The 18,443-nt window shown below is 67.7% G+C and carries 18 protein-coding genes; 8 read left to right on the top strand and 10 right to left on the bottom strand.

What is annotated here, in order from left to right; translation table 11 throughout:
* Positions 1-38: 38 nt before the first annotated feature.
* The 4 genes from FPJ27_RS24400 to FPJ27_RS24385 form a co-directional block, all read right to left on the bottom strand.
* A complete protein-coding gene (locus FPJ27_RS24400) occupies positions 39-1,028 on the bottom strand; it encodes a beta-ketoacyl-ACP synthase III (protein ID WP_072436005.1) in 990 nt (329 codons plus the stop codon).
* Positions 1,029-2,135 carry a phosphate acyltransferase PlsX gene (gene plsX, locus FPJ27_RS24395; RefSeq protein ID WP_204426028.1) on the bottom strand — a complete coding sequence of 369 codons (1,107 nt, stop codon included), beginning with the start codon at positions 2,133-2,135 and terminating at the stop codon, positions 1,029-1,031.
* Between the two features lie 129 nt (positions 2,136-2,264).
* The gene (gene rpmF, locus FPJ27_RS24390; protein ID WP_006759765.1) at positions 2,265-2,444 is read right to left on the bottom strand and encodes a 50S ribosomal protein L32; all 180 of its coding nucleotides are present in this window, start codon (positions 2,442-2,444) and stop codon (positions 2,265-2,267) included.
* Between the two features lie 98 nt (positions 2,445-2,542).
* Positions 2,543-3,178 carry a DUF177 domain-containing protein gene (locus FPJ27_RS24385; protein WP_204426027.1) on the bottom strand — a complete coding sequence of 212 codons (636 nt, stop codon included), beginning with the start codon at positions 3,176-3,178 and terminating at the stop codon, positions 2,543-2,545.
* Positions 3,179-3,388: 210 nt separating this feature from the next.
* Here FPJ27_RS24385 and FPJ27_RS24380 point away from each other — a divergent pair, with 210 nt between their 5' ends.
* Positions 3,389-4,021 (top strand): Maf-like protein, encoded by a 633-nt coding sequence (locus FPJ27_RS24380; protein ID WP_204426026.1) that lies wholly within the window; start codon positions 3,389-3,391, stop codon positions 4,019-4,021.
* Positions 4,018-4,740 carry an SAM-dependent methyltransferase gene (locus tag FPJ27_RS24375; RefSeq protein ID WP_034183089.1) on the top strand — a complete coding sequence of 241 codons (723 nt, stop codon included), beginning with the start codon at positions 4,018-4,020 and terminating at the stop codon, positions 4,738-4,740. The genes FPJ27_RS24380 and FPJ27_RS24375 overlap by 4 nt, the downstream gene beginning before the upstream one ends.
* A 44-nt stretch (positions 4,741-4,784) precedes the next feature.
* On the opposite strand, the gene FPJ27_RS24370 is transcribed toward FPJ27_RS24375, so the two are convergent.
* The 4 genes from FPJ27_RS24370 to FPJ27_RS24355 are packed head-to-tail and all read right to left on the bottom strand — an operon-like array spanning position 4,785 to position 7,857.
* Positions 4,785-5,777 carry a S49 family peptidase gene (locus FPJ27_RS24370; RefSeq protein WP_072436008.1) on the bottom strand — a complete coding sequence of 331 codons (993 nt, stop codon included), beginning with the start codon at positions 5,775-5,777 and terminating at the stop codon, positions 4,785-4,787.
* Positions 5,778-5,789: 12 nt separating this feature from the next.
* Entirely contained in the window at positions 5,790-6,191 is a 402-nt protein-coding gene (locus FPJ27_RS24365) for a Rieske 2Fe-2S domain-containing protein (protein ID WP_034183087.1), read from the bottom strand.
* Positions 6,188-6,847, bottom strand: coding sequence for an HAD-IA family hydrolase (locus tag FPJ27_RS24360; protein ID WP_072436010.1), 660 nt, complete (start codon positions 6,845-6,847; stop codon positions 6,188-6,190). Before FPJ27_RS24360 ends, FPJ27_RS24365 begins: the two co-directional genes overlap by 4 nt.
* 5 nt (positions 6,848-6,852) lie before the next feature.
* Positions 6,853-7,857 (bottom strand): RluA family pseudouridine synthase, encoded by a 1,005-nt coding sequence (locus FPJ27_RS24355; RefSeq protein WP_072436011.1) that lies wholly within the window; start codon positions 7,855-7,857, stop codon positions 6,853-6,855.
* A 724-nt stretch (positions 7,858-8,581) separates the two neighbouring features.
* On the opposite strand from FPJ27_RS24355, the gene FPJ27_RS24350 reads away from it, so the two are divergent.
* The 6 genes from FPJ27_RS24350 to FPJ27_RS24325 all read left to right on the top strand — a co-directional run bounded on the left by FPJ27_RS24350 (position 8,582) and on the right by FPJ27_RS24325 (position 15,836).
* Entirely contained in the window at positions 8,582-11,737 is a 3,156-nt protein-coding gene (locus FPJ27_RS24350; protein ID WP_204426025.1) for an Rne/Rng family ribonuclease, read from the top strand.
* 132 nt (positions 11,738-11,869) lie between these two features.
* A complete protein-coding gene (gene moaA / locus FPJ27_RS24345) occupies positions 11,870-12,982 on the top strand; it encodes a GTP 3',8-cyclase MoaA (RefSeq protein WP_204426024.1) in 1,113 nt (370 codons plus the stop codon).
* 28 nt (positions 12,983-13,010) lie between these two features.
* A complete protein-coding gene (gene mobA / locus FPJ27_RS24340) occupies positions 13,011-13,628 on the top strand; it encodes a molybdenum cofactor guanylyltransferase MobA (protein ID WP_204426023.1) in 618 nt (205 codons plus the stop codon).
* A 112-nt stretch (positions 13,629-13,740) separates the two neighbouring features.
* Positions 13,741-15,039: a gephyrin-like molybdotransferase Glp gene (gene glp / locus FPJ27_RS24335; RefSeq protein ID WP_204426022.1), complete on the top strand. Its 1,299-nt coding sequence runs from the start codon at positions 13,741-13,743 to the stop codon at positions 15,037-15,039.
* 39 nt (positions 15,040-15,078) lie between these two features.
* Complete coding sequence (locus FPJ27_RS24330; RefSeq protein WP_006476519.1) at positions 15,079-15,354, top strand: hypothetical protein; 276 nt, start codon at positions 15,079-15,081, stop codon at positions 15,352-15,354.
* Positions 15,351-15,836, top strand: coding sequence for a GNAT family N-acetyltransferase (locus FPJ27_RS24325; protein ID WP_204426021.1), 486 nt, complete (start codon positions 15,351-15,353; stop codon positions 15,834-15,836). The genes FPJ27_RS24330 and FPJ27_RS24325 overlap by 4 nt, the downstream gene beginning before the upstream one ends.
* A 108-nt stretch (positions 15,837-15,944) precedes the next feature.
* Here FPJ27_RS24325 and rmuC read toward each other — a convergent pair whose 3' ends face one another.
* A complete protein-coding gene (gene rmuC / locus FPJ27_RS24320) occupies positions 15,945-17,426 on the bottom strand; it encodes a DNA recombination protein RmuC (protein WP_204426020.1) in 1,482 nt (493 codons plus the stop codon).
* Positions 17,423-18,412, bottom strand: coding sequence for a D-glycerate dehydrogenase (locus FPJ27_RS24315; protein ID WP_204426019.1), 990 nt, complete (start codon positions 18,410-18,412; stop codon positions 17,423-17,425). The genes rmuC and FPJ27_RS24315 overlap by 4 nt, the downstream gene beginning before the upstream one ends.
* Between the last annotated feature and the right edge of the window lie 31 nt (positions 18,413-18,443).

Raw genomic sequence — 18,443 nt, 5'->3', positions numbered from 1 at the left:
GCCGATGAGATCCGCGCGCAGCAGTCGCGCGCCGCGGATCAGAAGCGGAAGACCGACGCGCCCCAGGTAAAGCCGCCACCGACACCTTCGATCAGCACGTGCTGGCCACGCTGGATGCGGCCGTCGCGCACCGCGGTGTCGAACGCCAGCGGGATCGACGCGGCCGACGTGTTGCCGTGCTGGTCGACCGTCACGACCATGCGTTCCTGCGGCAGGCCGAGCTTGCGGCAGGTGCTGGTCATGATGCGGATGTTGGCCTGGTGCGGAATCAGCCAGTCGATTTGTTCAGGCGCGAGATTCGCCTTTGCAAGCGCCTCGATCGCAACCTTCTCGAGTACGTTGACCGCGAGCTTGAACACGGCCTGCCCGTCCATGTACAGGAACGCGCTGCCCTCGATCACGCCACGATTCACGTTGCCCGGCGTGCAGAGGATATGCGAATAGCTGCCGTCAGCGTGCAGCGCGCTGCCGAGCACGCCCGGCTCTTCCGACGCGGACAGGATCACCGCGCCCGCGCCGTCGCCGAACAGCACGCAGGTCGTGCGGTCCTTGAAGTCGAGGATGCGCGAGAACGTCTCGGCGCCGACGATCAACGCCGTGCGGTGCTGGCCGCTGCGGATGAAGCTGTCGGCCGTCGCCATCGCATACGCAAAGCCCGAACACACGGCCTGCACGTCGAATGCCGCGCCGCCGTTCTTGATGCCGAGCTTGTTCTGCAGCAGGCACGCGGTGCTCGGGAACACGAAATCGGGGGTCGAAGTCGCGACGATGATCAGGTCGATCGACTGGGGATCGATACCGGCCATTTCGATCGCACGACGCGACGCCTCGAGCGCGAGATCGCTCGTCGTGACGTCCGGCGCGGCGAAATGGCGCGCACGGATACCCGTGCGCGCAACGATCCATTCATCGCTCGTCTCGATGCCTTCCTTCGCGAGACGATCGGTCAACTGCTGGTTCGTGACGCGGTCGGGCGGCAGATAGCTGCCCGTGCCGAGCACGCGGGAATAGAGAGTCGATTGGGCCATTTATGCTTTAGAGGATTGCGCAGCGGAAGGTTCGGCGTGAGGGCCTGCGGCCGGGCTTGCATGGCCCGCGCCGCCCGCGTCGTGCTCGCCGTCGCCGAGCGACGCCGAATTGTCCGCCATCGCGCGCGTGAGGCGCTCCAGCACGCCGTTTTTGACCGCATCATACCCGCGTTTGATCGCCCACTCAAACGCGTAGGCATCGGCCGAACCGTGGCTCTTGATCACGAGGCTCTTCAGCCCCAGCAGCGCCGCGCCGTTGTACTGGCGGTGGTCGACGCGCTTCTTGAAACGCATCAGGACAGGCAGCGCGAGCAGCGCCATCAACCTCGACATCAGCGAACGGCCGAACTCCTCGCGGATGATGTTGGACAGCATCTGCGCGAGCCCCTCGGACGTCTTCAGCGCGACGTTGCCGACGAAGCCGTCGCACACGATCACGTCGACGGTGCCCTTGTAGATGTCGTTGCCTTCCACGTTACCGCGGAAATTCAGCGTGCTGGCGCGCAGCAGCTCGCCTGCGCGCTTGATCGTGTCGTTGCCCTTGATGACCTCTTCACCGATGTTCAGCAGGCCGATCGTCGGCCGCTCCTTGCCTTCGAGCGCGGCCACCAGTGCGTGCCCCATCTCCGCGAACTGCAGCAGGTGCTGCGGCTCGCAGTCGACGTTCGCGCCGAGGTCCAGCATCATCGTGTAGCCGGTCGGGTTCGGCAGCGCGGACGCGATCGCGGGCCGCTCGATGCCGGGCAGCGTCTTGAGTACGTAACGGGAAACGGCCATCAGCGCGCCGGTATTGCCGGCGGAAATGCAGGCCTGCGCCGCGCCTTCCTTGACGTGGTTGAGCGCGACGCGCATCGAAGAATCCTTCTTCTTGCGCAGCGCCACTTCGACAGGGTCGTCCATCGCCACGACTTCGGTGGCGGGCACGATGGTCAGCGCGGGATCGTCGAGAGCTTTCAGCTTCTTGAGCTGAGCGCGGATCGCGCTTTCGATGCCGACGAGCATCAGGTGCGCATCGGGATGCGCGCGGACGAACTTGACTGCCGCGGGAACGGTCACGGACGGGCCGTGGTCGCCTCCCATGCAATCGATTGTGAGCTTTACGGTCATGGAATGCGACGAATTTCAGGCACAAAAAAGCGGCAGTTGAATGCCGCCTTTTTGTTGAGCCAGGAAAGTGTCAAGCGAACCAGTTGTCACGCGAACGGCGAACGTAGCGCGCAACGCGTGACTTGACGCTTAGTCGTTCTTCGTCTTGACGACTTTCTTGCCGCGATAGTAGCCGTTCGGGCTGACGTGGTGACGCAGGTGCACTTCACCCGTGCTCGGCTCGACTGCCAGCGGCGTTGCCGTCAGGAAATCGTGCGAACGATGCATGCCGCGCTTCGACGGCGACTTCTTGTTTTGCTGGACTGCCATGACTAACTCCTAAATAATTTTCCGGATTCTAACACAGCCCGATCCGGCGCTTAACTACCCTGGCCCAAAGCCCTTACGCCTTCCCGCGCCACAACTGCTTAGTGTTTCTTGGTGCCGTCACCGTCCTTCTTCAGCGCTTGCAGCGCTGCGAACGGATTCGGCCGTTTGCCTTCGTCCGCGGCTTCGTCGGACTCTTCGCCCGCCTCTTCCTCAGGACCGCTCGCACCCGACACGAGGCTTTCGTGAACTGCCGGGCAAACCTCGTGCTTGGGCACGAGCGGCAACGAAAGCAGCAACTCCTCTTCGATCAAGTCGACGAGATCGAACTGGCGTGAGCCCACGATCACATCGGCTTCATCGTCGTCGAGCGGAAATTCTTCAGCTTCTTCTTCGGTCGCGACGACGCGGTACACCATGTCGACGCCGAACGTCTGGTCGTACGGGGTCATGCAGCGCTGGCACGTGAGCCACGCCTGGCCATGCACCGCGAGGCGCAGATACGGCTGCTGCCCATCGGCGCCGTCGTCCTGCAATTCCTTCTGCGTGAACCCTTCCGCCTGCCACGTGAAGACCGTGTCGCGATCTGGCGCGTCCGCCGGCACTTCGTTTAACATGCGCGGCAGTTGCGAGAGGCGCACCGCCCCTGCTGCCTGTCGCCCGCTGCGGGCGAACTCGAACAGGTCGACCGCGTGCGGATCAAGCGGCGCCGCAGGTTTGCCAGAAGAAGTGTTCATGTGCGCTCCTGCCTACAGGCTGACTTGCGGGATCCGGCTTGGCGCCGCTCACTCACGTACGGGTACGTACTTTACTTCCGAAGACCCGGCAGGCGCCACCACGGAAGCCTGCCGACGAAAAGCGGGAAAGCATACCTGTTTTACCTTTTGCGGTCAATCACTTAAGCTTGCGTCCGCACAACACCCGACGACTCACCGATCCAACCGACCATGCCGGATACCGTTTGCCGCCCGCCGCGGCTGATTCTTGCCTCCAGTTCCCGCTACCGCCGCACGCTCCTCGAGCGCCTCGGCGTGCCGTTCGACGTCGTGTCGCCCGACCTCGACGAAACCCCGCTCGACGGCGAAACTCCGGCCTCGACCGCCCTGCGCCTCGCCGGCGCGAAAGCGCGCGCCGTCGCCGCGACGATCGACGCGCCGGACGGCGTGCTCGTGATCGGGTCGGATCAGGTCGCGACCTTCGACGGGCTCCAGATCGGCAAGCCCGGCACGCACCAGCGCGCGCTCGCGCAACTCGTGTCGATGCAGGGCCGCGAAGTCGAATTCCACAGCGCACTCTGCCTGTACGACAGCCGCACGGGCGAGGCACAGGTCGAGGACATCATCACGCGCGTGCGCTTCCGCTCGCTGCCCGAGGCCGAACTCGACGCGTACCTGCGCGCGGAAACGCCGTACGACGTCGCCGGCAGCGCGAAATCCGAAGGGCTCGGCATCGCGCTGCTCGACGCGATCGACTCGGACGACCCGACCGCGCTCGTCGGCCTGCCGCTGATCGCGCTCACGCGGATGCTGCGTGCCGTCGAATATCCGCTGTTTGCAACCATCCGTGGAGACCGCGCATGACGGCCGGCACGCTTTATCTCGTCCCGAACACGCTTGGCGAGGGCGACGAATCGATGCTCGCCGCCGTGCTGCCCGCGGCCGTGCAGGCACGCGCCGGCACGCTCGGCTATTACATCGGCGAGAACGCGAAAACGACGCGCGTCTTTCTGAAGAAGATCGGCACGACGCGTCCGATCCAGGAAATCGAGATCCGCGAGCTGAACGTCAATACGCCGGCCGGCGAAATCGACCGCCTGCTCGCGCCCGTGCTGGCCGGCGCGGACGCCGGCCTCGTGTCCGAGGCCGGCTGCCCGGCCGTCGCCGATCCCGGCGCATTGCTGGTACGCCGCGCGCACGAGCGCGGCGTGAAGGTCGTGCCGCTCGTCGGACCGAGTTCGATCCTGCTCGCGCTGATGGCGTCGGGCCTGAACGGCCAGAGCTTCGCGTTCAACGGCTACCTGCCGGTCGACGCGGCCGCGCGCGCGAAACGCCTGCGCGAACTCGAGCAGCTGTCGCGCAAGGCGCGCCAGACGCAGATCTTCATCGAGACGCCGTACCGGAATCACGCGATGCTCGACACGCTGATTGCGACCTGCGCGCCGTCTACGCAGATCTGCGTCGCGGCCGACCTGACCCTCGCGACCGAGACGATCGCGAGCCGCACCGTGGCGGACTGGAAAAAGGCGCCTGCGCCGAATCTGCACAAGCGTCCTGCGATCTTCCTGCTGCTCGCGAACTGAAGCCGCGGCCGGCCAGCGGGCCATCATGGCCCGCCGGACGCCGGTCAGCGCAGGCTGAACGACGCGCCGCCGGCCGTCAGAGCCTTCATCGCGGCGCCGCCGACGGCGGCGCCGAACTTGCGTGCGACGCGGTTCGTCAGACTTTCCTTCACCGTATAGTCGACGAGATCGGGCGCCTTCAGCACGTCGCGCGCGACCGTGTCGGTCGTGCCGTAGCCGTCGGCAAGCCCGAGTTCGACGCTCTTCTCGCCGGTCCAGAACAGGCCGGAGAACATGTCGGGCGTCTCATGCAGACGCTTGCCGCGGCCCTCCTTCACGGCCTTGATGAACTGCGCGTGCACCTGGTCGAGCAGCGCCTGCGCATGCGCGTCCATCTTCGGCGTCTCCGGCGAGAACGGATCGTAGAAACCCTTGTTTTCGCCCGACGTGTGCAGGCGCCGATCGACACCGAGCTTGCCCATCAGCCCGGTGAAGCCGAAACCGTCCATCAGCACGCCGATCGACCCGACGATGCTCGCCTTGTCGACGAAGATCTTGTCGGCCGCGGCCGCGATGTAATAGCCGCCCGATGCGCACATGTCGGTCACGACGACGTACAGCGGCTTGTCCGGATGCTTCGCACGCAGCCGCCGGATCTCGTCGTAGACCATGCCGGCCTGCACGGGGCTGCCGCCCGGGCTGTTGATCCGCAGCACGACGCCGACCGTGCCGTCGTCGTCGAACGCGGAGCCGAGCGCCGTATTGATGTCTTCGGCATTCGCATTGACGCCGGCCGCGATCTCGCCGTCGATCGTCACGAGCGCCGTATGCCGCCCGCTCGACGATAATTTCGAATCGCTCGAGAAATCGATCAGCGCGAACGCGAGCAGCACGAACACGCCCAGGAACGCGAAGCGGAAGAAAATCTTCCAGCGCCGCGCCGCGCGCTGTTCCTTCACGGCCGCGAGCGCGATCCGCTCGAGCGCCGCGCGCTCCCAGTTCGGTTCGCGGCTGTCGGGACGGGAGGAGGAATCGGGGGAATTCGGTTGGTCGGCCATGCAGTGTTGTCGTCAGTCGGTCGTGGCGGGAGCGGCAGGACGCAGGTCGGCGTCGGGCACCCAGAATACCGCACGCCCGTCGGGCGTGTCGCGTTCGTCGACCTCGACCGGCCGCAGGCGGCCGCCGCGGCACGGGCCGCCGACGCACTTGCCGGTATCCGGCGCGTAGATCGCGCCGTGCGTCGCGCACATCAGGTACAGGCCCGACGACTCGAAGAACTGCCCTTCGGACCAGTCGAGCTCCATCGGCACGTGTGCGCAGCGATTCAGGTAACCGTATGCGCGACCGTCGTAGCGCACGAAGAACACGACGGCCTGCTCGCCGCGCAGGGTCGCGTCGACGCGCACGCCGGCGCCGCCGTCGGCCAGCGCGTCCGATGCGCACACGCGCACGGCGTCCGGCGCCGCGCTCATGCGTGCTCCCGCAGCCACGCGGCCAGCGCGTCGACGTCCGGCGCGACGAAGCGCGGCGCGAGCGCAGCCAGCGCGTCGGCCGTGTGCGCGCCGTATGCGACACCGACGCCGGCCGCTCCGGCGCTCGCGGCCATCTGCAGGTCATGCGTCGTGTCGCCGATCATCACGGTGCGCGCGAGGTCCTGCCCCAATTCCCGGGACAACTCGTGCAGCATCGCCGGATGCGGCTTCGAGAACGTCTCGTCCGCGCAGCGCGTCGCGTCGAACAGGCTCGTCAGCTTCGACTGGTCAAGCACGCGGTTCAGCCCGACCCGCCCCTTGCCGGTCGCAACGGCGAGCAGGTAGCCCGTATCGCGCAACTCGGCGAGCAGCTCGCGCACGCCGGCGAACAGCTCGATGCGCTGGTCGTCGAGCAGATAGTGATAACGGTAGCGCTCGGCCAGCCGCGGATAGTCGGACGGATCGAGGGTCGGAGCGGTAACCTGCAGCGCATCGCGCAGGCCGAGGCCGATCACGTAGCGCGACGCCTCGTCGGATGGCGTGGGCAGGCCGAGATCGCGGCATGCGGCCTGGATGCTGTGCGCGATGTGCGCAGTCGAATCCATCAGCGTGCCGTCCCAGTCGAAGACGATCAGGTCAAATTGCTGTCGAGCCATGCGGTTCAAGCGGTATCGCGCAGTGCGCTGAGTTGGTCGAGGAAGCGCCGGCATTCGTCCGGCAGCGGCGCATCGAACTGCAGCGCCTCGCCGGTCAGCGGATGGTTGAGCCGCAGCCGGTGCGCGTGCAGGAACATCCGTTTCAACGACGGCTGCGCATTCGCGCGCGCCAGCGCCTTGTTCAGTGCGAAATCGCCATACTTGGCGTCGCCGGCGATCGGCAGGCCGAGATGCGCGAGGTGCACGCGGATCTGATGGGTCCGACCCGTTTTGAGTTCCGCCTCGACGAGCGCGTAGTCGGGCCAGCGGTCGACGAGGTTGAACACCGTATGCGACGGCAGCCCGTCGTCCTGCACGCGCACGCGGCGCTCCCCTTCCGGGGTCGAATACTTGAACAGCGGCACCTTTACCGCGCGACGGCGCCCCCAGTCGGGCTGCCATTCGCCGTGGACGCATGCGAAGTAACGTTTGTCCATCCGGTTCTCGCGGATCTGTTCGTGCAGGCCCACGAGCGCCGTGCGTTTCTTCGCGAGCATCAGGATCCCGGACGTCTCGCGGTCGAGCCGGTGCACGAGTTCGAGGAATTTCGCGCGCGGGTGCGCCTGGCGCATCTGCTCGATCACGCCGAACGCGACGCCGCTGCCGCCGTGCACGGCGACCCCGGCCGGCTTGTCGATGACGAGCATCGCGTCATCCTCGTACAGCACGTCGAAATTCGCGGGCGGCACGATGGGCGTGTCGGCACGCGCGAGGTCCGCCGCCGCCACGCGCACGGGCGGCACGCGGACGACGTCACCGAGCGCGAGACGGTACTGCGCATCGATCCGGCCCTTGTTCACGCGCACTTCGCCGCTGCGGAGGATCCGGTAAATATGGCTTTTCGGCACGCCTTTACAGACGCGCAACAGGAAGTTGTCGATCCGCTGACCGGCCGAGTTTTCATCGATCTCGATCATCGATACCTGGCCGCTTGCGACCGAATTCTGGGATATTTTGCCTAACTCATTCATACTGAATATAATTTTGCCCAGCCTGACGTTGAGGGTGGCCTGACCGGCCGGCCCCGACCGAGTCGGGCAAGGTGCAAGCGGAAACCATTATTTTACTTGCGCCGGGGGTCCGCTGCTCGCCCCTAATCAAAGAGATGCAGCAAGTTGCACGCACGGCGCCGCCCGTCGGCAAGGATCGCGCCCACAGGCGGATTCGGTCGGCAAGGCGCCGCGGTAACGGAAAGTTGGTTGAAAAGAATTTGATCGGCAGCCCGACGGCGCGAAGTGCGTCCGCAGGCTGCCGGTTGCGAAAATTACGGCGTTGCGCCCGATTTGGCCCCGCGAAGCGTGCGGGGCTTGGCGACGTCAAACCAGGGAAGTACACCCCAAGCGGGAAAGTCGGGCTGGATTCGATACTCCCCGCTGCGGCCCAAGCCGCAGCATCTGCCGCCCGTCGGCGCGCGCGACGCATTGCGCGCGCCCGTGGCAATGCCCGGACTCAGGCTTAGCGCGCTTTTGTGCAGCGTGCGGTGTGTGAACGCCGTGCTTTGAAGCCGTATTCGCAGGTGCCCTACGGCCGCCGGCCCCGTCTTTCGGGCCCAAGCGCCTCTTCAGGCAATTCTCCCCGCCATCGTTCCCGCTCCAGCGTGCTCGTGACAACACAACAAGGTGCGGCCTGCCGTCGTTCCCGCCCTCGCGACTGACAACCGCGAGGCGTCGGCTGCGGAGCCGCCTGGAGTCGTTCATGAAACGCATGCTGTTCAATGCGACGCAGCAGGAGGAGCTGCGCGTCGCCATCGTCGATGGGCAAAAGCTCATCGACATCGACATCGAGACAGCCGGGCGCGAACAGCGCAAAGGCAATATCTACAAAGGTGTCGTCACCCGCATCGAGCCGTCGCTCGAAGCGTGCTTCGTCAACTACGGCGAAGATCGCCACGGCTTCCTGCCGTTCAAGGAAGTCGCCCGCCAGTACTTCAAGGAAGGCATCGACATGCGCTCCGCGCGCATCCAGGATGCCCTGCGCGAAGGCCAGGAGCTGATCGTCCAGGTCGAGAAGGAAGAGCGTGGCAACAAGGGCGCTGCCCTCACGACCTTCATCTCGCTCGCCGGCCGCTACCTGGTGCTGATGCCGAACAATCCGCGCGGCGGCGGTGTATCGCGCCGGATCGAGGGCGACGAGCGCCAGGAACTGCGCGAAACGATGTCGCAACTGCAGATTCCGGACGGCATGAGCATGATCGCCCGCACCGCGGGCATCGGCCGCAGTGCCGAGGAACTGCAGTGGGACCTGAACTACCTGCTGCAACTGTGGCGCGCGATCGAAGCGGCGTCGCAAAGCGGCAACTCCGGCCAGCCGATGCTGATCTACCTGGAATCGAGCCTCGTGATCCGCGCGATCCGGGACTATTTCCAGCCCGATATCGGCGAAATCCTGATCGACACGACCGAGATCCACGATCAGGCCCGTGCGTTCATGGACATCGTGATGCCGGACAACGTGTCGAAGGTGAAGCGCTACCACGACGACGTGCCGCTGTTCTCCCGCTTCCAGATCGAGCACCAGATCGAAACGGCGTACTCGCGCACGGTGCCGCTGCCGTCCGGCGGCGCAATCGTGATCGACCATACCGAAGCGCTCGTCGCGATCGACGTGAACTCGGCGCGCGCGACCAAGGGCGCGGACATCGAGGAAACGGCGACCCGCACGAACCTCGAAGCGGCCGACGAAGTCGCCCGCCAGCTCCGCCTGCGCGACCTCGGCGGCCTGATCGTGATCGATTTCATCGACATGGAATCGGCGAAGAGCCAGCGCGAAGTCGAGCAGCGCCTGAAAGACGCGCTCAAGCATGACCGCGCACGCGTGCAGATGGGCAAGATCTCCCGCTTCGGCCTGATGGAGCTGTCGCGCCAGCGCCTGCGCCCGGCCCTGTCGGAAGGCAGCCACGTGACCTGCCCGCGCTGTAACGGCACCGGCCACATCCGCGATACCGAATCGTCCGCGCTGCAGGTCCTGCGGATCATTCAGGAAGAAGCGATGAAGGAAAACACCGCGGCGATCCACTGCCAGGTGCCGGTCGAGGTGACCGCCTTCCTGCTCAACGAAAAGCGTCAGGAAATCAACAAGATCGAGTCGCGCTTCAAGGTCGGCATCGTGCTGATCCCGAACAAGCACCTCGATACGCCGCACTACAAGCTCGAGCGCCTGCGCCACGACGACGCGCGCCTCGACGATCCGCGCGCGTCCTGGAAGATGGCCGAGGAAGCTGCCCGCGAACTCGAGTCGGAAACCGGCTACAGCAAGCGCACGGCAGAAGTGAAGCCGAAGCAGGAAGCCGCGGTCAAGGGCATCACGCCCGAGCGCCCGGCCCCGAGCCCGGCGCCGCAGCGCCCGGTCGAGCCTGTTCCGGCCCCCGCACCTGTCGCCGCGGCAAGCGGCGGTTTCATCGGCTGGCTGAAGGGCCTGTTCGGCATGTCGCCGGCTCCGGCGCCCGCACCGGTTGCTCCGGCACCGGCGAAGGAACCGGCGGCCCGCCCGGCTCGCGAGCGTACCGAGAAGACCGAGCAGCGCGGCGGCGATCGCAACCGCAACCGTCGCGGCGGCGCCCAGCAGGCGCAAGGCGGGCGCGACCAGGCAGCAGCAGGCCGTGGTCAGCCGCAACGCCTGGAGCGCGAAGGCAAGGAAGCGCGCGAACCGCGTGAAGGCCGTGAGCCGCGCGAGGGTCGCGAGCCGCGTGAAGGTCGCGAAATCCGCGAAGGTCGTGAGGGCCGCGAAGGTCGCGAGGGCCGTGGCCAGCGCGAAGGTCGCGAACCGCGCGAGCCGCGTGAAAACCGTGAGCCGCGTGAACCGCGCGAGAACCGCGAACCGCGCGAGCGTGCCGAGCAGCCGGAAGGCGTCGACGCAGCAGGTCGTGGCGAGCGCCAGGAACGCGGCGAGCGTCGCGAGCGCGGCGAACGCCGCAAGCCGACCCAGCATGCGGCCACGCTCGAGACCGTCACCCGTGGCGAAAACCATCCGGAAGCGGAAACCGACAAGGCCGTTGCAGAAGCCCTGCCCGGTGCCGAGCTGGCAGCCGATGCGGAAGCCGGCGCGCGTGACGGCGAGGAACGTCGCCGCCGCCGTCGCGGCCGCCGCGGCGGTCGTCGCGAGCGCGACGAAGACGGCGCAGTCGTCGACCAGGCCGAGCAAGGCCCGAATGGCGAAGCCTCAGCGCAAACCGTGACGCCGGAAGCACCGGCCGCTGCCGAACCGGCCCACACGGCCGCACCGGCAGTCGTCGCGGCCGTGGCAGGCGCCGTCGTCGTCGAAGCAGCGGTCGAGCAGCATGCTGCGCCGGCCGCTGTCGAAGCTCAGCCGGCACCGGCACACGTCGAAGCGGCTCCGGCCGCTCCAGTCGAGCCCGCGGTCGCCGTCGAGGCGGCTGCAGAACCGGCACCGGTCGCAGCGGCCGTCGACATGGAAGCCGGTCCGGCTCCGGTCGCGGTTTCGCCGACCGATGCGTTCGAAGTGCCTGCGGCACCGGCAGCGGCGCCGGCCGCTGTCGAGGCGCCGCAGTCCGCGCCCGTCGAGCAGGCCGCACCGGTCGTGACGACCGAAGCCGCTCCGGTGGCTGTCGAGCCGGCGCATGTCGAAGCGGCACCGGTCGAGGCCGTTGCAGCACCGGCACCGGCACCGGCTCCTGCCCCCGCGCAACCGGCAGCCTCGCCCGCTTCGGCGAGCCTGGATGTCGTGCTGGAGCAGGCCGGTCTCGTCTGGGTGAACACGGACGCCGACAAGTTCGCCGCTGCGCAGGAAGCCGCATCGCACCTCCCGCGTCCGGCCCGCGTGCCGCGCGAACGCAAGGCGCTGCCGCCGGTCGATACGGCCCCGATGCAGCAGGTCGAAACGACGCACCACTGACCGGCGCATCGCCCGACCAGGAAAAGCCCGCCTCCGGCGGGCTTTTTCACGTCCATGCTGCGGGTTTCCGCCCACCGGACCCGGGCGGCCGCTTGCGGCTAAAATACAAGTCTGGCTCGCACTTCTTTCAACATGTCCCGACGCATCATTCCTCTCGCCGACGTCAGCGGGATGCCGGACGTCTCCGGCGTCGCGCATGCCCCCGACGGCACGCTGGCCGACACGTTCGCCAGGCCGCTGCGCGACCTGCGCATCTCGGTGACGGACCGCTGCAATTTCCGCTGCGTGTACTGCATGCCGCGCGCGGTCTTCGACAAGGACTACCCGTTCCTGCCGCACAGCGCGCTGCTCACGCACGAGGAAATCGAACGCGTGGCGCGACTCTTTGTCGCACACGGCGTCGAGAAGATCCGCATCACGGGCGGCGAGCCGCTGCTGCGCAAGAATCTCGAATTCCTGATCGAGCGCCTCGCGCGCCTGACAACGCATGACGGCCGCCCGCTCGACCTGACGCTGACGACCAACGGCTCGCTGCTCGCGCGCAAGGCGCGCGCGCTGAAGGACGCCGGGCTCACACGCGTGACGGTCAGCCTCGACGCGCTCGACGATACGCTGTTCAAGCGCATGAACGACGCCGAGTTCGCGAGCGCCGACGTGCTCGACGGCATCTTCGCGGCCCAGGCCGCCGGCCTCGCGCCGGTCAAGGTCAACATGGTCGTGAAGCGCGGTACCAACGATGGCGAGATCCTGCCGATGGCCGAGCGTTTCCGCGGCACCGGCGTGATCCTGCGCTTCATCGAATACATGGACGTCGGCACCTCGAACGGCTGGAACATGACCGAGGTGCTGCCGTCGGCGGACGTCGTTGCGCGGATCGCCGAACATTTCCCGCTCGTGCCGCTCGACGCGCACACGGCGGCCGAAACCGCGCAACGCTGGGGTTATGCGGACGGCAGCGGCGAGATCGGCGTGATCTCGAGCGTCACGCAGGCCTTCTGCGGCGACTGTACGCGCGCGCGGCTGTCGACCGAAGGCAAGCTGTACCTGTGCCTGTTCGCGTCGACGGGCCACGACCTGCGCGCGCTCGTGCGCGGCGGCGCAAGCGACGCCGAGATCGCGACTGCGATCGCCCGCATCTGGCAGGCGCGCACCGACCGCTATTCGCAACTGCGCGGCAGCGCGTCGGCCGAACCCGCGCCCGACGGCGCCGGCAAGCGCGTCGAAATGTCGTATATCGGCGGCTGACGCACGCCGCCCTTTCCGCCTTCGCACGATGCCCGTTTCCGCCTCTCCCTCGATCGCCGGCCTGCTGCTCGCAGGCGGGCGCGCCACGCGCATGGACGGCGTCGACAAGGGCCTGCAACTGCTCGACGGTACGCCGCTCGCGCTGCACGTGCTGCGCCGGCTCTCGCCGCAGGTCGACGAGACGCTGATCAGCGCGAATCGCCACGCCGATCGTTATGCGGAGCTCGGTGCGCCGTTCGACGCACGCGTCGTCGCGGACGAAACACCCGATTTCCCCGGCCCGCTCGCAGGCCTGCTTGCCGGTATGCGGGCCGCGCACGCGCCGCTCGTCGCGTGCTCGCCGTGCGATACGCCGTTTCTGCCCGCCGACCTGGTCGCGCGGCTGCATGCGGCGCTCGCCGCGCAGCGGGCCGACATCGCGATGGCGGTCACTGTCGATGCGCAGCAGGCGCGCTCGCCACAGCCGACGTTCGCGCTGCTACGCACCGCGCTGGCCGACGATCTCGCCGCGCGGCTTGCCGCCGGCGACCGCAAGGTGCGTGCGTGGTACGCACGCCACAAGACGGTCGAAGTCGAGTTTCGCGACGAGCGTGCGTTTTACAATGCCAACTCCTGGCAGGAACTTGCCGCGTTGGCCCGTCGCTGACGGCGCCCGCGCCGTTCCCGCCGGGCGCCCGCCGCACGCGAAACCCGCGCCCAGGCACCCTCCTCGCGCCACCGGCCACGAACCCGATACGCCTCGCGGCGCAGTCCGACTGATGATCACGCAATCCTCGCCCGCCTCCCGAACCGCACCCGATTCCGATGCCCCGCTGTCGCTTGCCGACGCGCAGGCGCTCGCGTGCCGCTTCGCGGTGCCTGTCGACGCGTGCGACACGGTGACGCTGCGCGACGCGCTCGACCGCGTGCTTGCGGCCGACGTGAACGCACCGTTCGACATTCCCGCGTACGACAACTCGGCGATGGACGGTTATGCGTTCGACGGCAGCGCCGGCGCGCACGCGGCGCCGCAGGAGGACGTCGCGCTGACGGTCGCCGGCACCGCGTTCGCGGGCCATCCGTTCGACGGCGCCGTGGCGGCCGGTTCATGCGTGCGCATCATGACGGGCGCACCGATACCGGCCGGGTGCGATACGGTAATTCCGCAGGAACGCGTGCGTGTCGACGGCGACACGATCCGCTTCGCCGCGCACGACGTCGCGCACGGCGCGAACTGCCGCAAGGCCGGCGAAGACCTCGCGCGCGGCGCCTGCGCGCTCGCCGCGGGCCGCATCCTGCGGCCGTCCGATCTCGGCCTGCTCGCGTCGCTCGGCTTCACCGACGTCACGGTGCGCCGGCGCGTGCGCGTCGCCGTGTTCTCGACCGGCGACGAACTGCGCGAGCCCGGCGACCCGCTCGATCGCGGCGCGCTGTATGACAGCAATCGCGGGATGCTGATCGCGATGCTCGAAAGGCTGCACGTCGACGCGATCGATCTCGGGATCGTCCGCGACGACCCGGCCGCGCTCGAAGCCGCATTGCGCGACGCCGTCGCCGCGCAGGCCGATGCGGTGATCACGTCGGGCGGCGTATCGGTCGGTGAAGCCGACTTCACGCGCGACGTGATGGCACGGCTCGGCGACGTCACGTTCGCGAGCCTCGCGCTGCGGCCCGGTCGGCCGCTCGCGTGCGGCACGCTCGCACGTGCGCCCGGTGGCGCCGGTCACGCGCTGTTCTTCGGGCTGCCCGGCAATCCGGTCGCGTCCGCCGTGACGTTTTACGCGATCGTGCGCCCCGCGCTGCTGACGCTGGCCGGCGCGCAGACGCCGCCGCCGGCGATGTACACGGCGCTCAGCACGCATGCGCTGAAGACGCGTGCGGGCCGCACCGAATACCTGCGCGGCATCGCGACGCGCGCCGCCGACGGCCGCTGGCACGTCGCGCCGGCCGGTTCGCAGAGTTCCGCGTCGCTGAGCGGCCTCGCGGCCGCCAACTGTTTCATCGTCCTGGGCCACGATACCGCGGCAGTCGACGCGGGCACTCCGGTCGACATCCTGCCGCTCGACGGCCTGATCTGAATTTCACTATCGATATATCTCTACGGGGGCAATCCGCACATGAAGAAACAAATTTCGTCGATCGCCGCGGGGCAGACCGCGAAGGCGTTGATCCTCGTCTACCTGACGTTCAGCGTGCCGATCGTGCTGCTCGGCATTCTCGTCGCGTACATCCGTTACGGGATGGTCGAGTTGAGCACGATCCTGAGCGCGCTGCTGCTGAACGCCATCCTCGGCTTCGTGCTGCTGTGGATCGCATGCCACGCATACAACTGGGTCGCATCGCGCTTCGGCGGCATCGAGATCGTGTTGTCCGATCCGCCGGAGGAAGCGTGAGCGACGCGCCGCTGATCCGCGCGGCCGAAGCGCGCGACGTCGGCGCGATCCTCGCGCTGATGCGCGAGCTGGCCGAATTCGAAAAACTCACGCACCTGTTCGTCGCGACCGAAGCGGATCTCGCCGACGCACTGTTCGGCGAGCGGCCTGCCGCCGAAGCGCTCGTGGCCGAGCGCAACGGCGCGACCGTCGCGTATGCGCTGTTCTTCCACAACTATTCGACGTTCCTCGGTCGTCGCGGCCTCTATCTCGAGGATCTGTACGTGCAGCCGTCGCAGCGCGGCACCGGCCTCGGCACCGCGATGCTGCGCCACCTCGCGGCACTGGCCGTCGAGCGTCGTTGCGGGCGTTTCGAATGGTCGGTCCTCGACTGGAACCAGCCCGCGATCGATTTCTACGAAAAGATGGGCGCGACCGTGCTGCCCGAATGGCGCATCGTTCGCGTAACGGGCGACGCGCTGGATACACTCGCAGGCCGCTGAGCGTCGGCCCGCGCGAGCCGCGGCCGAACTACCCTGCCGCAAAAGGAAACGGGCGCCGACGGCGCCCGATTTCATTGCGATCCGCCCGCACTCGAGCGGCTGAACCCGTCAAGCGTCGTCGGCATCGGCACCGCCGTCCGCGCCGTCCGCACCGAGCAAGCCAGCCGCCGTATCGCCCGGCAACGCCTCGACCTGCTTCAGCTTGCGGCTCATCACACGCGTACGCTGCTCGGCGGACTCGATCGAGCGTGTGACCGTTTCCAGCTGCGCCTTCGTGCGCGCGAGCACGTCGCCGAACTTGCCGAACTCCGTCTTCACCGCGCCGAGCACCTGCCAGACCTCGCTCGAGCGCTGCTCGATCGCGAGCGTACGGAACCCCATCTGCAGGCTGTTCAGCAACGCGGTGAGCGTCGTCGGCCCCGCGACCGTCACGCGGTAGTCGCGCTGCAGCAAGTCGGTCAGCCCCGGGCGGCGCAGGATCTCCGCATAAAGCCCTTCGGTCGGCAGGAATAGCAGCGCGAAATCGGTCGTGTGCGGCGGCGCGACGTACTTCTCGGCGATCGTGCGCGCCTCCAGCCGCACGCGCGCTTCGAGCGCACGTGCCGCTTCCTCGACCGCCGCCGCATCGGCGCGCTCCTGCGCGTCGATCAGCCGCTCGTAGTCTTCGCGCGGAAATTTCGCGTCGATCGGCAGCCACACCGGCGGCGCATCGCGCGTGCCCGCATCGCGGCCCGGCAGCCGGATTGCAAATTCGACGCGCTCGGTACTTTTCGGCACCGTCGCGACGTTCTTCGCGTACTGATCGGGTGTCAGCATCTGTTCGAGCAGCGCCTCGAGCTGCACCTCGCCCCAGGTGCCGCGCGTCTTCACGTTGGTCAGCACCTTTTTCAGATCGCCGACGCCCGCCGCGAGCGTCTGCATCTCGCCGAGCCCGCGATGGACCTGCTCGAGCCGGTCCGACACGAGCTTGAACGATTCGCCGAGCCGCTGTTCGAGCGTCGCGTGCAGTTTCTCGTCAACGGTGCGGCGCATCTCCTCGAGCTTCGCCGCGTTGTTCGTCTCGATTTCCTTCAGCCGCTGTTCGAGCGTCGCGCGCACTTCGCCGATCCGGCGATCGTTCGCTTCGGTCAGTTGCGTGAGCTGCCGGTTCAACGTATCGCCGAACAACCTGAGCGCGGCCGTCTGCTCCTCGCGCGCCTGCTGCGCCTGACGCTGCACGCTCTCGCGCATCGCGTCGAACTGCTGCGCATTGCCGGCGACGAGCTTGCCGAGCTGCTGAGCGAAACCCTCGATCTGGTTGTTCTGCACGGTCGCCACGCTCGTCAATTGCGCGGCGAGCGTCTGCTGAAGCTGCGAGAAATTGCCGGCCAGCTCGGTGCGCGAACCGCGCGCGTTCTCGACGATCTCGCCGCGCAATTCGCGTTCGAGCCGCTCGACCGCGCGCGCCTGCGCATGCGCGGCATCCTCGATCTGGTCGCCGAGCACCGCCGCATCGTCGTGGCGGCCGCCGCCGCGAACGATCGCGACGATCGCCACCGCGAGCGCGACGGCCAGCACGACGACCGCCGCAAGCAACAACGTCATCGTCATGCGCGCGGCTTCCCGATCACGTCAGGGTTGATCGGATTCGGCGGCTGCCCCGCGCGCGGCCCCTCGCCCAGTGCGGCGATCAGGTTGTCGGCGGCAAGGTTCGCCATCGCACGGCGCGTCTTTTCGGTCGCGCTCGCGATATGCGGCGTCAGCACGACGTTCGGCACCTGGAGCAGCGTCGGATGCACGGCCGGTTCGCCTTCGTACACGTCGAGGCCGGCCGCGGCGATCGTCCCGTCGCGCAGCGCGGCGGCCAGCGCCGCGTCGTCGACGATCCCGCCGCGCGCGATGTTGGTCAGCGTCGCGGTGGGCTTCATCTTCGCGAGTTCGGCCGCGCCGATCGTGTGATGGTTTTCCTTCGTGTACGGCAGCACGAGCACGACGTGATCGGCGCGCGCGAGCAGCGCATCCTTCGACACATATTCGGCGTTCAGCTCGGCCTCGATCTCGGGGGCGACCCGCGACCGGTTGTGATAGATCACCTGCATCCCGAAACCGCGCGCGCGGCGCGCGAGCGCCTGGCCGATTCGGCCCATCCCGATGACGCCGAGCGTCGAGCCGTAAATGTCGTTGCCGAGGAAACCGTCGTACGCCCACTTCTGCCAGTGACCGGCGCGCAGCCAGTGTTCGGATTCGGCGATCCGGCGCGCGGCGGCCATCATCAGCGCCCAGCCGAAATCGGCAGTCGACTCGTTCAGCACGTCCGGCGTGTTGGTGCCGAGCACGTTCGCCGCGTTGAACGCGGCCATGTCGAAGTTGTTGTAGCCGACCGCCATGTTCGATACGACGCGCAGGCGCGGCGCCGCCGCGAGCGCCGCCGCGCCGACTGGATCGCCGGCCGTCAGCGCGCCGTCCTTGTCGGCCAGACGCGCGGTGAGCGCATCGGGAGCGAGCGCATCGCCGTTGTTCCAGTCGACTTCGAAATACTGCTTGAGCCGTTCGATCACGTCCGGAAAGATCGGACGCGCGACCAGGATCTTCTGCATCGCCATCTCCGCATGTCGCTAGCCGATCGCG

It is taken from the genome of Burkholderia sp. MS455 (genome assembly GCF_016899445.1).
Lineage (GTDB): Bacteria > Pseudomonadota > Gammaproteobacteria > Burkholderiales > Burkholderiaceae > Burkholderia > Burkholderia pyrrocinia_C.
The sequence above is the reverse complement of the archived record's forward strand: the minus strand, read 5'-3'. Positions and strand labels throughout refer to the sequence as shown.

What these genes read in the sequence shown, in the direction of transcription:
- FPJ27_RS24360 (WP_072436010.1), bottom strand. Translation starts at nt 6,847, where the DNA reads ATGGCTCGACAGCAATTTGACCTGATCGTCTTCGACTGGGACGGCACG.
- FPJ27_RS24380 (WP_204426026.1), top strand. Translation starts at nt 3,389, where the DNA reads ATGCCGGATACCGTTTGCCGCCCGCCGCGGCTGATTCTTGCCTCCAGT.
- rmuC (WP_204426020.1), bottom strand. Translation starts at nt 17,426, where the DNA reads ATGACGATGACGTTGTTGCTTGCGGCGGTCGTCGTGCTGGCCGTCGCG.
- FPJ27_RS24355 (WP_072436011.1), bottom strand. Translation starts at nt 7,857, where the DNA reads ATGAATGAGTTAGGCAAAATATCCCAGAATTCGGTCGCAAGCGGCCAG.
- FPJ27_RS24370 (WP_072436008.1), bottom strand. Translation starts at nt 5,777, where the DNA reads ATGGCCGACCAACCGAATTCCCCCGATTCCTCCTCCCGTCCCGACAGC.
- mobA (WP_204426023.1), top strand. Translation starts at nt 13,011, where the DNA reads ATGCCCGTTTCCGCCTCTCCCTCGATCGCCGGCCTGCTGCTCGCAGGC.
- rpmF (WP_006759765.1), bottom strand. Translation starts at nt 2,444, where the DNA reads ATGGCAGTCCAGCAAAACAAGAAGTCGCCGTCGAAGCGCGGCATGCAT.
- FPJ27_RS24365 (WP_034183087.1), bottom strand. Translation starts at nt 6,191, where the DNA reads ATGAGCGCGGCGCCGGACGCCGTGCGCGTGTGCGCATCGGACGCGCTG.
- FPJ27_RS24350 (WP_204426025.1), top strand. Translation starts at nt 8,582, where the DNA reads ATGAAACGCATGCTGTTCAATGCGACGCAGCAGGAGGAGCTGCGCGTC.
- FPJ27_RS24400 (WP_072436005.1), bottom strand. Translation starts at nt 1,028, where the DNA reads ATGGCCCAATCGACTCTCTATTCCCGCGTGCTCGGCACGGGCAGCTAT.
- FPJ27_RS24330 (WP_006476519.1), top strand. Translation starts at nt 15,079, where the DNA reads ATGAAGAAACAAATTTCGTCGATCGCCGCGGGGCAGACCGCGAAGGCG.
- glp (WP_204426022.1), top strand. Translation starts at nt 13,741, where the DNA reads ATGATCACGCAATCCTCGCCCGCCTCCCGAACCGCACCCGATTCCGAT.
- moaA (WP_204426024.1), top strand. Translation starts at nt 11,870, where the DNA reads ATGTCCCGACGCATCATTCCTCTCGCCGACGTCAGCGGGATGCCGGAC.
- FPJ27_RS24385 (WP_204426027.1), bottom strand. Translation starts at nt 3,178, where the DNA reads ATGAACACTTCTTCTGGCAAACCTGCGGCGCCGCTTGATCCGCACGCG.
- FPJ27_RS24315 (WP_204426019.1), bottom strand. Translation starts at nt 18,412, where the DNA reads ATGCAGAAGATCCTGGTCGCGCGTCCGATCTTTCCGGACGTGATCGAA.
- FPJ27_RS24375 (WP_034183089.1), top strand. Translation starts at nt 4,018, where the DNA reads ATGACGGCCGGCACGCTTTATCTCGTCCCGAACACGCTTGGCGAGGGC.
- plsX (WP_204426028.1), bottom strand. Translation starts at nt 2,135, where the DNA reads ATGACCGTAAAGCTCACAATCGATTGCATGGGAGGCGACCACGGCCCG.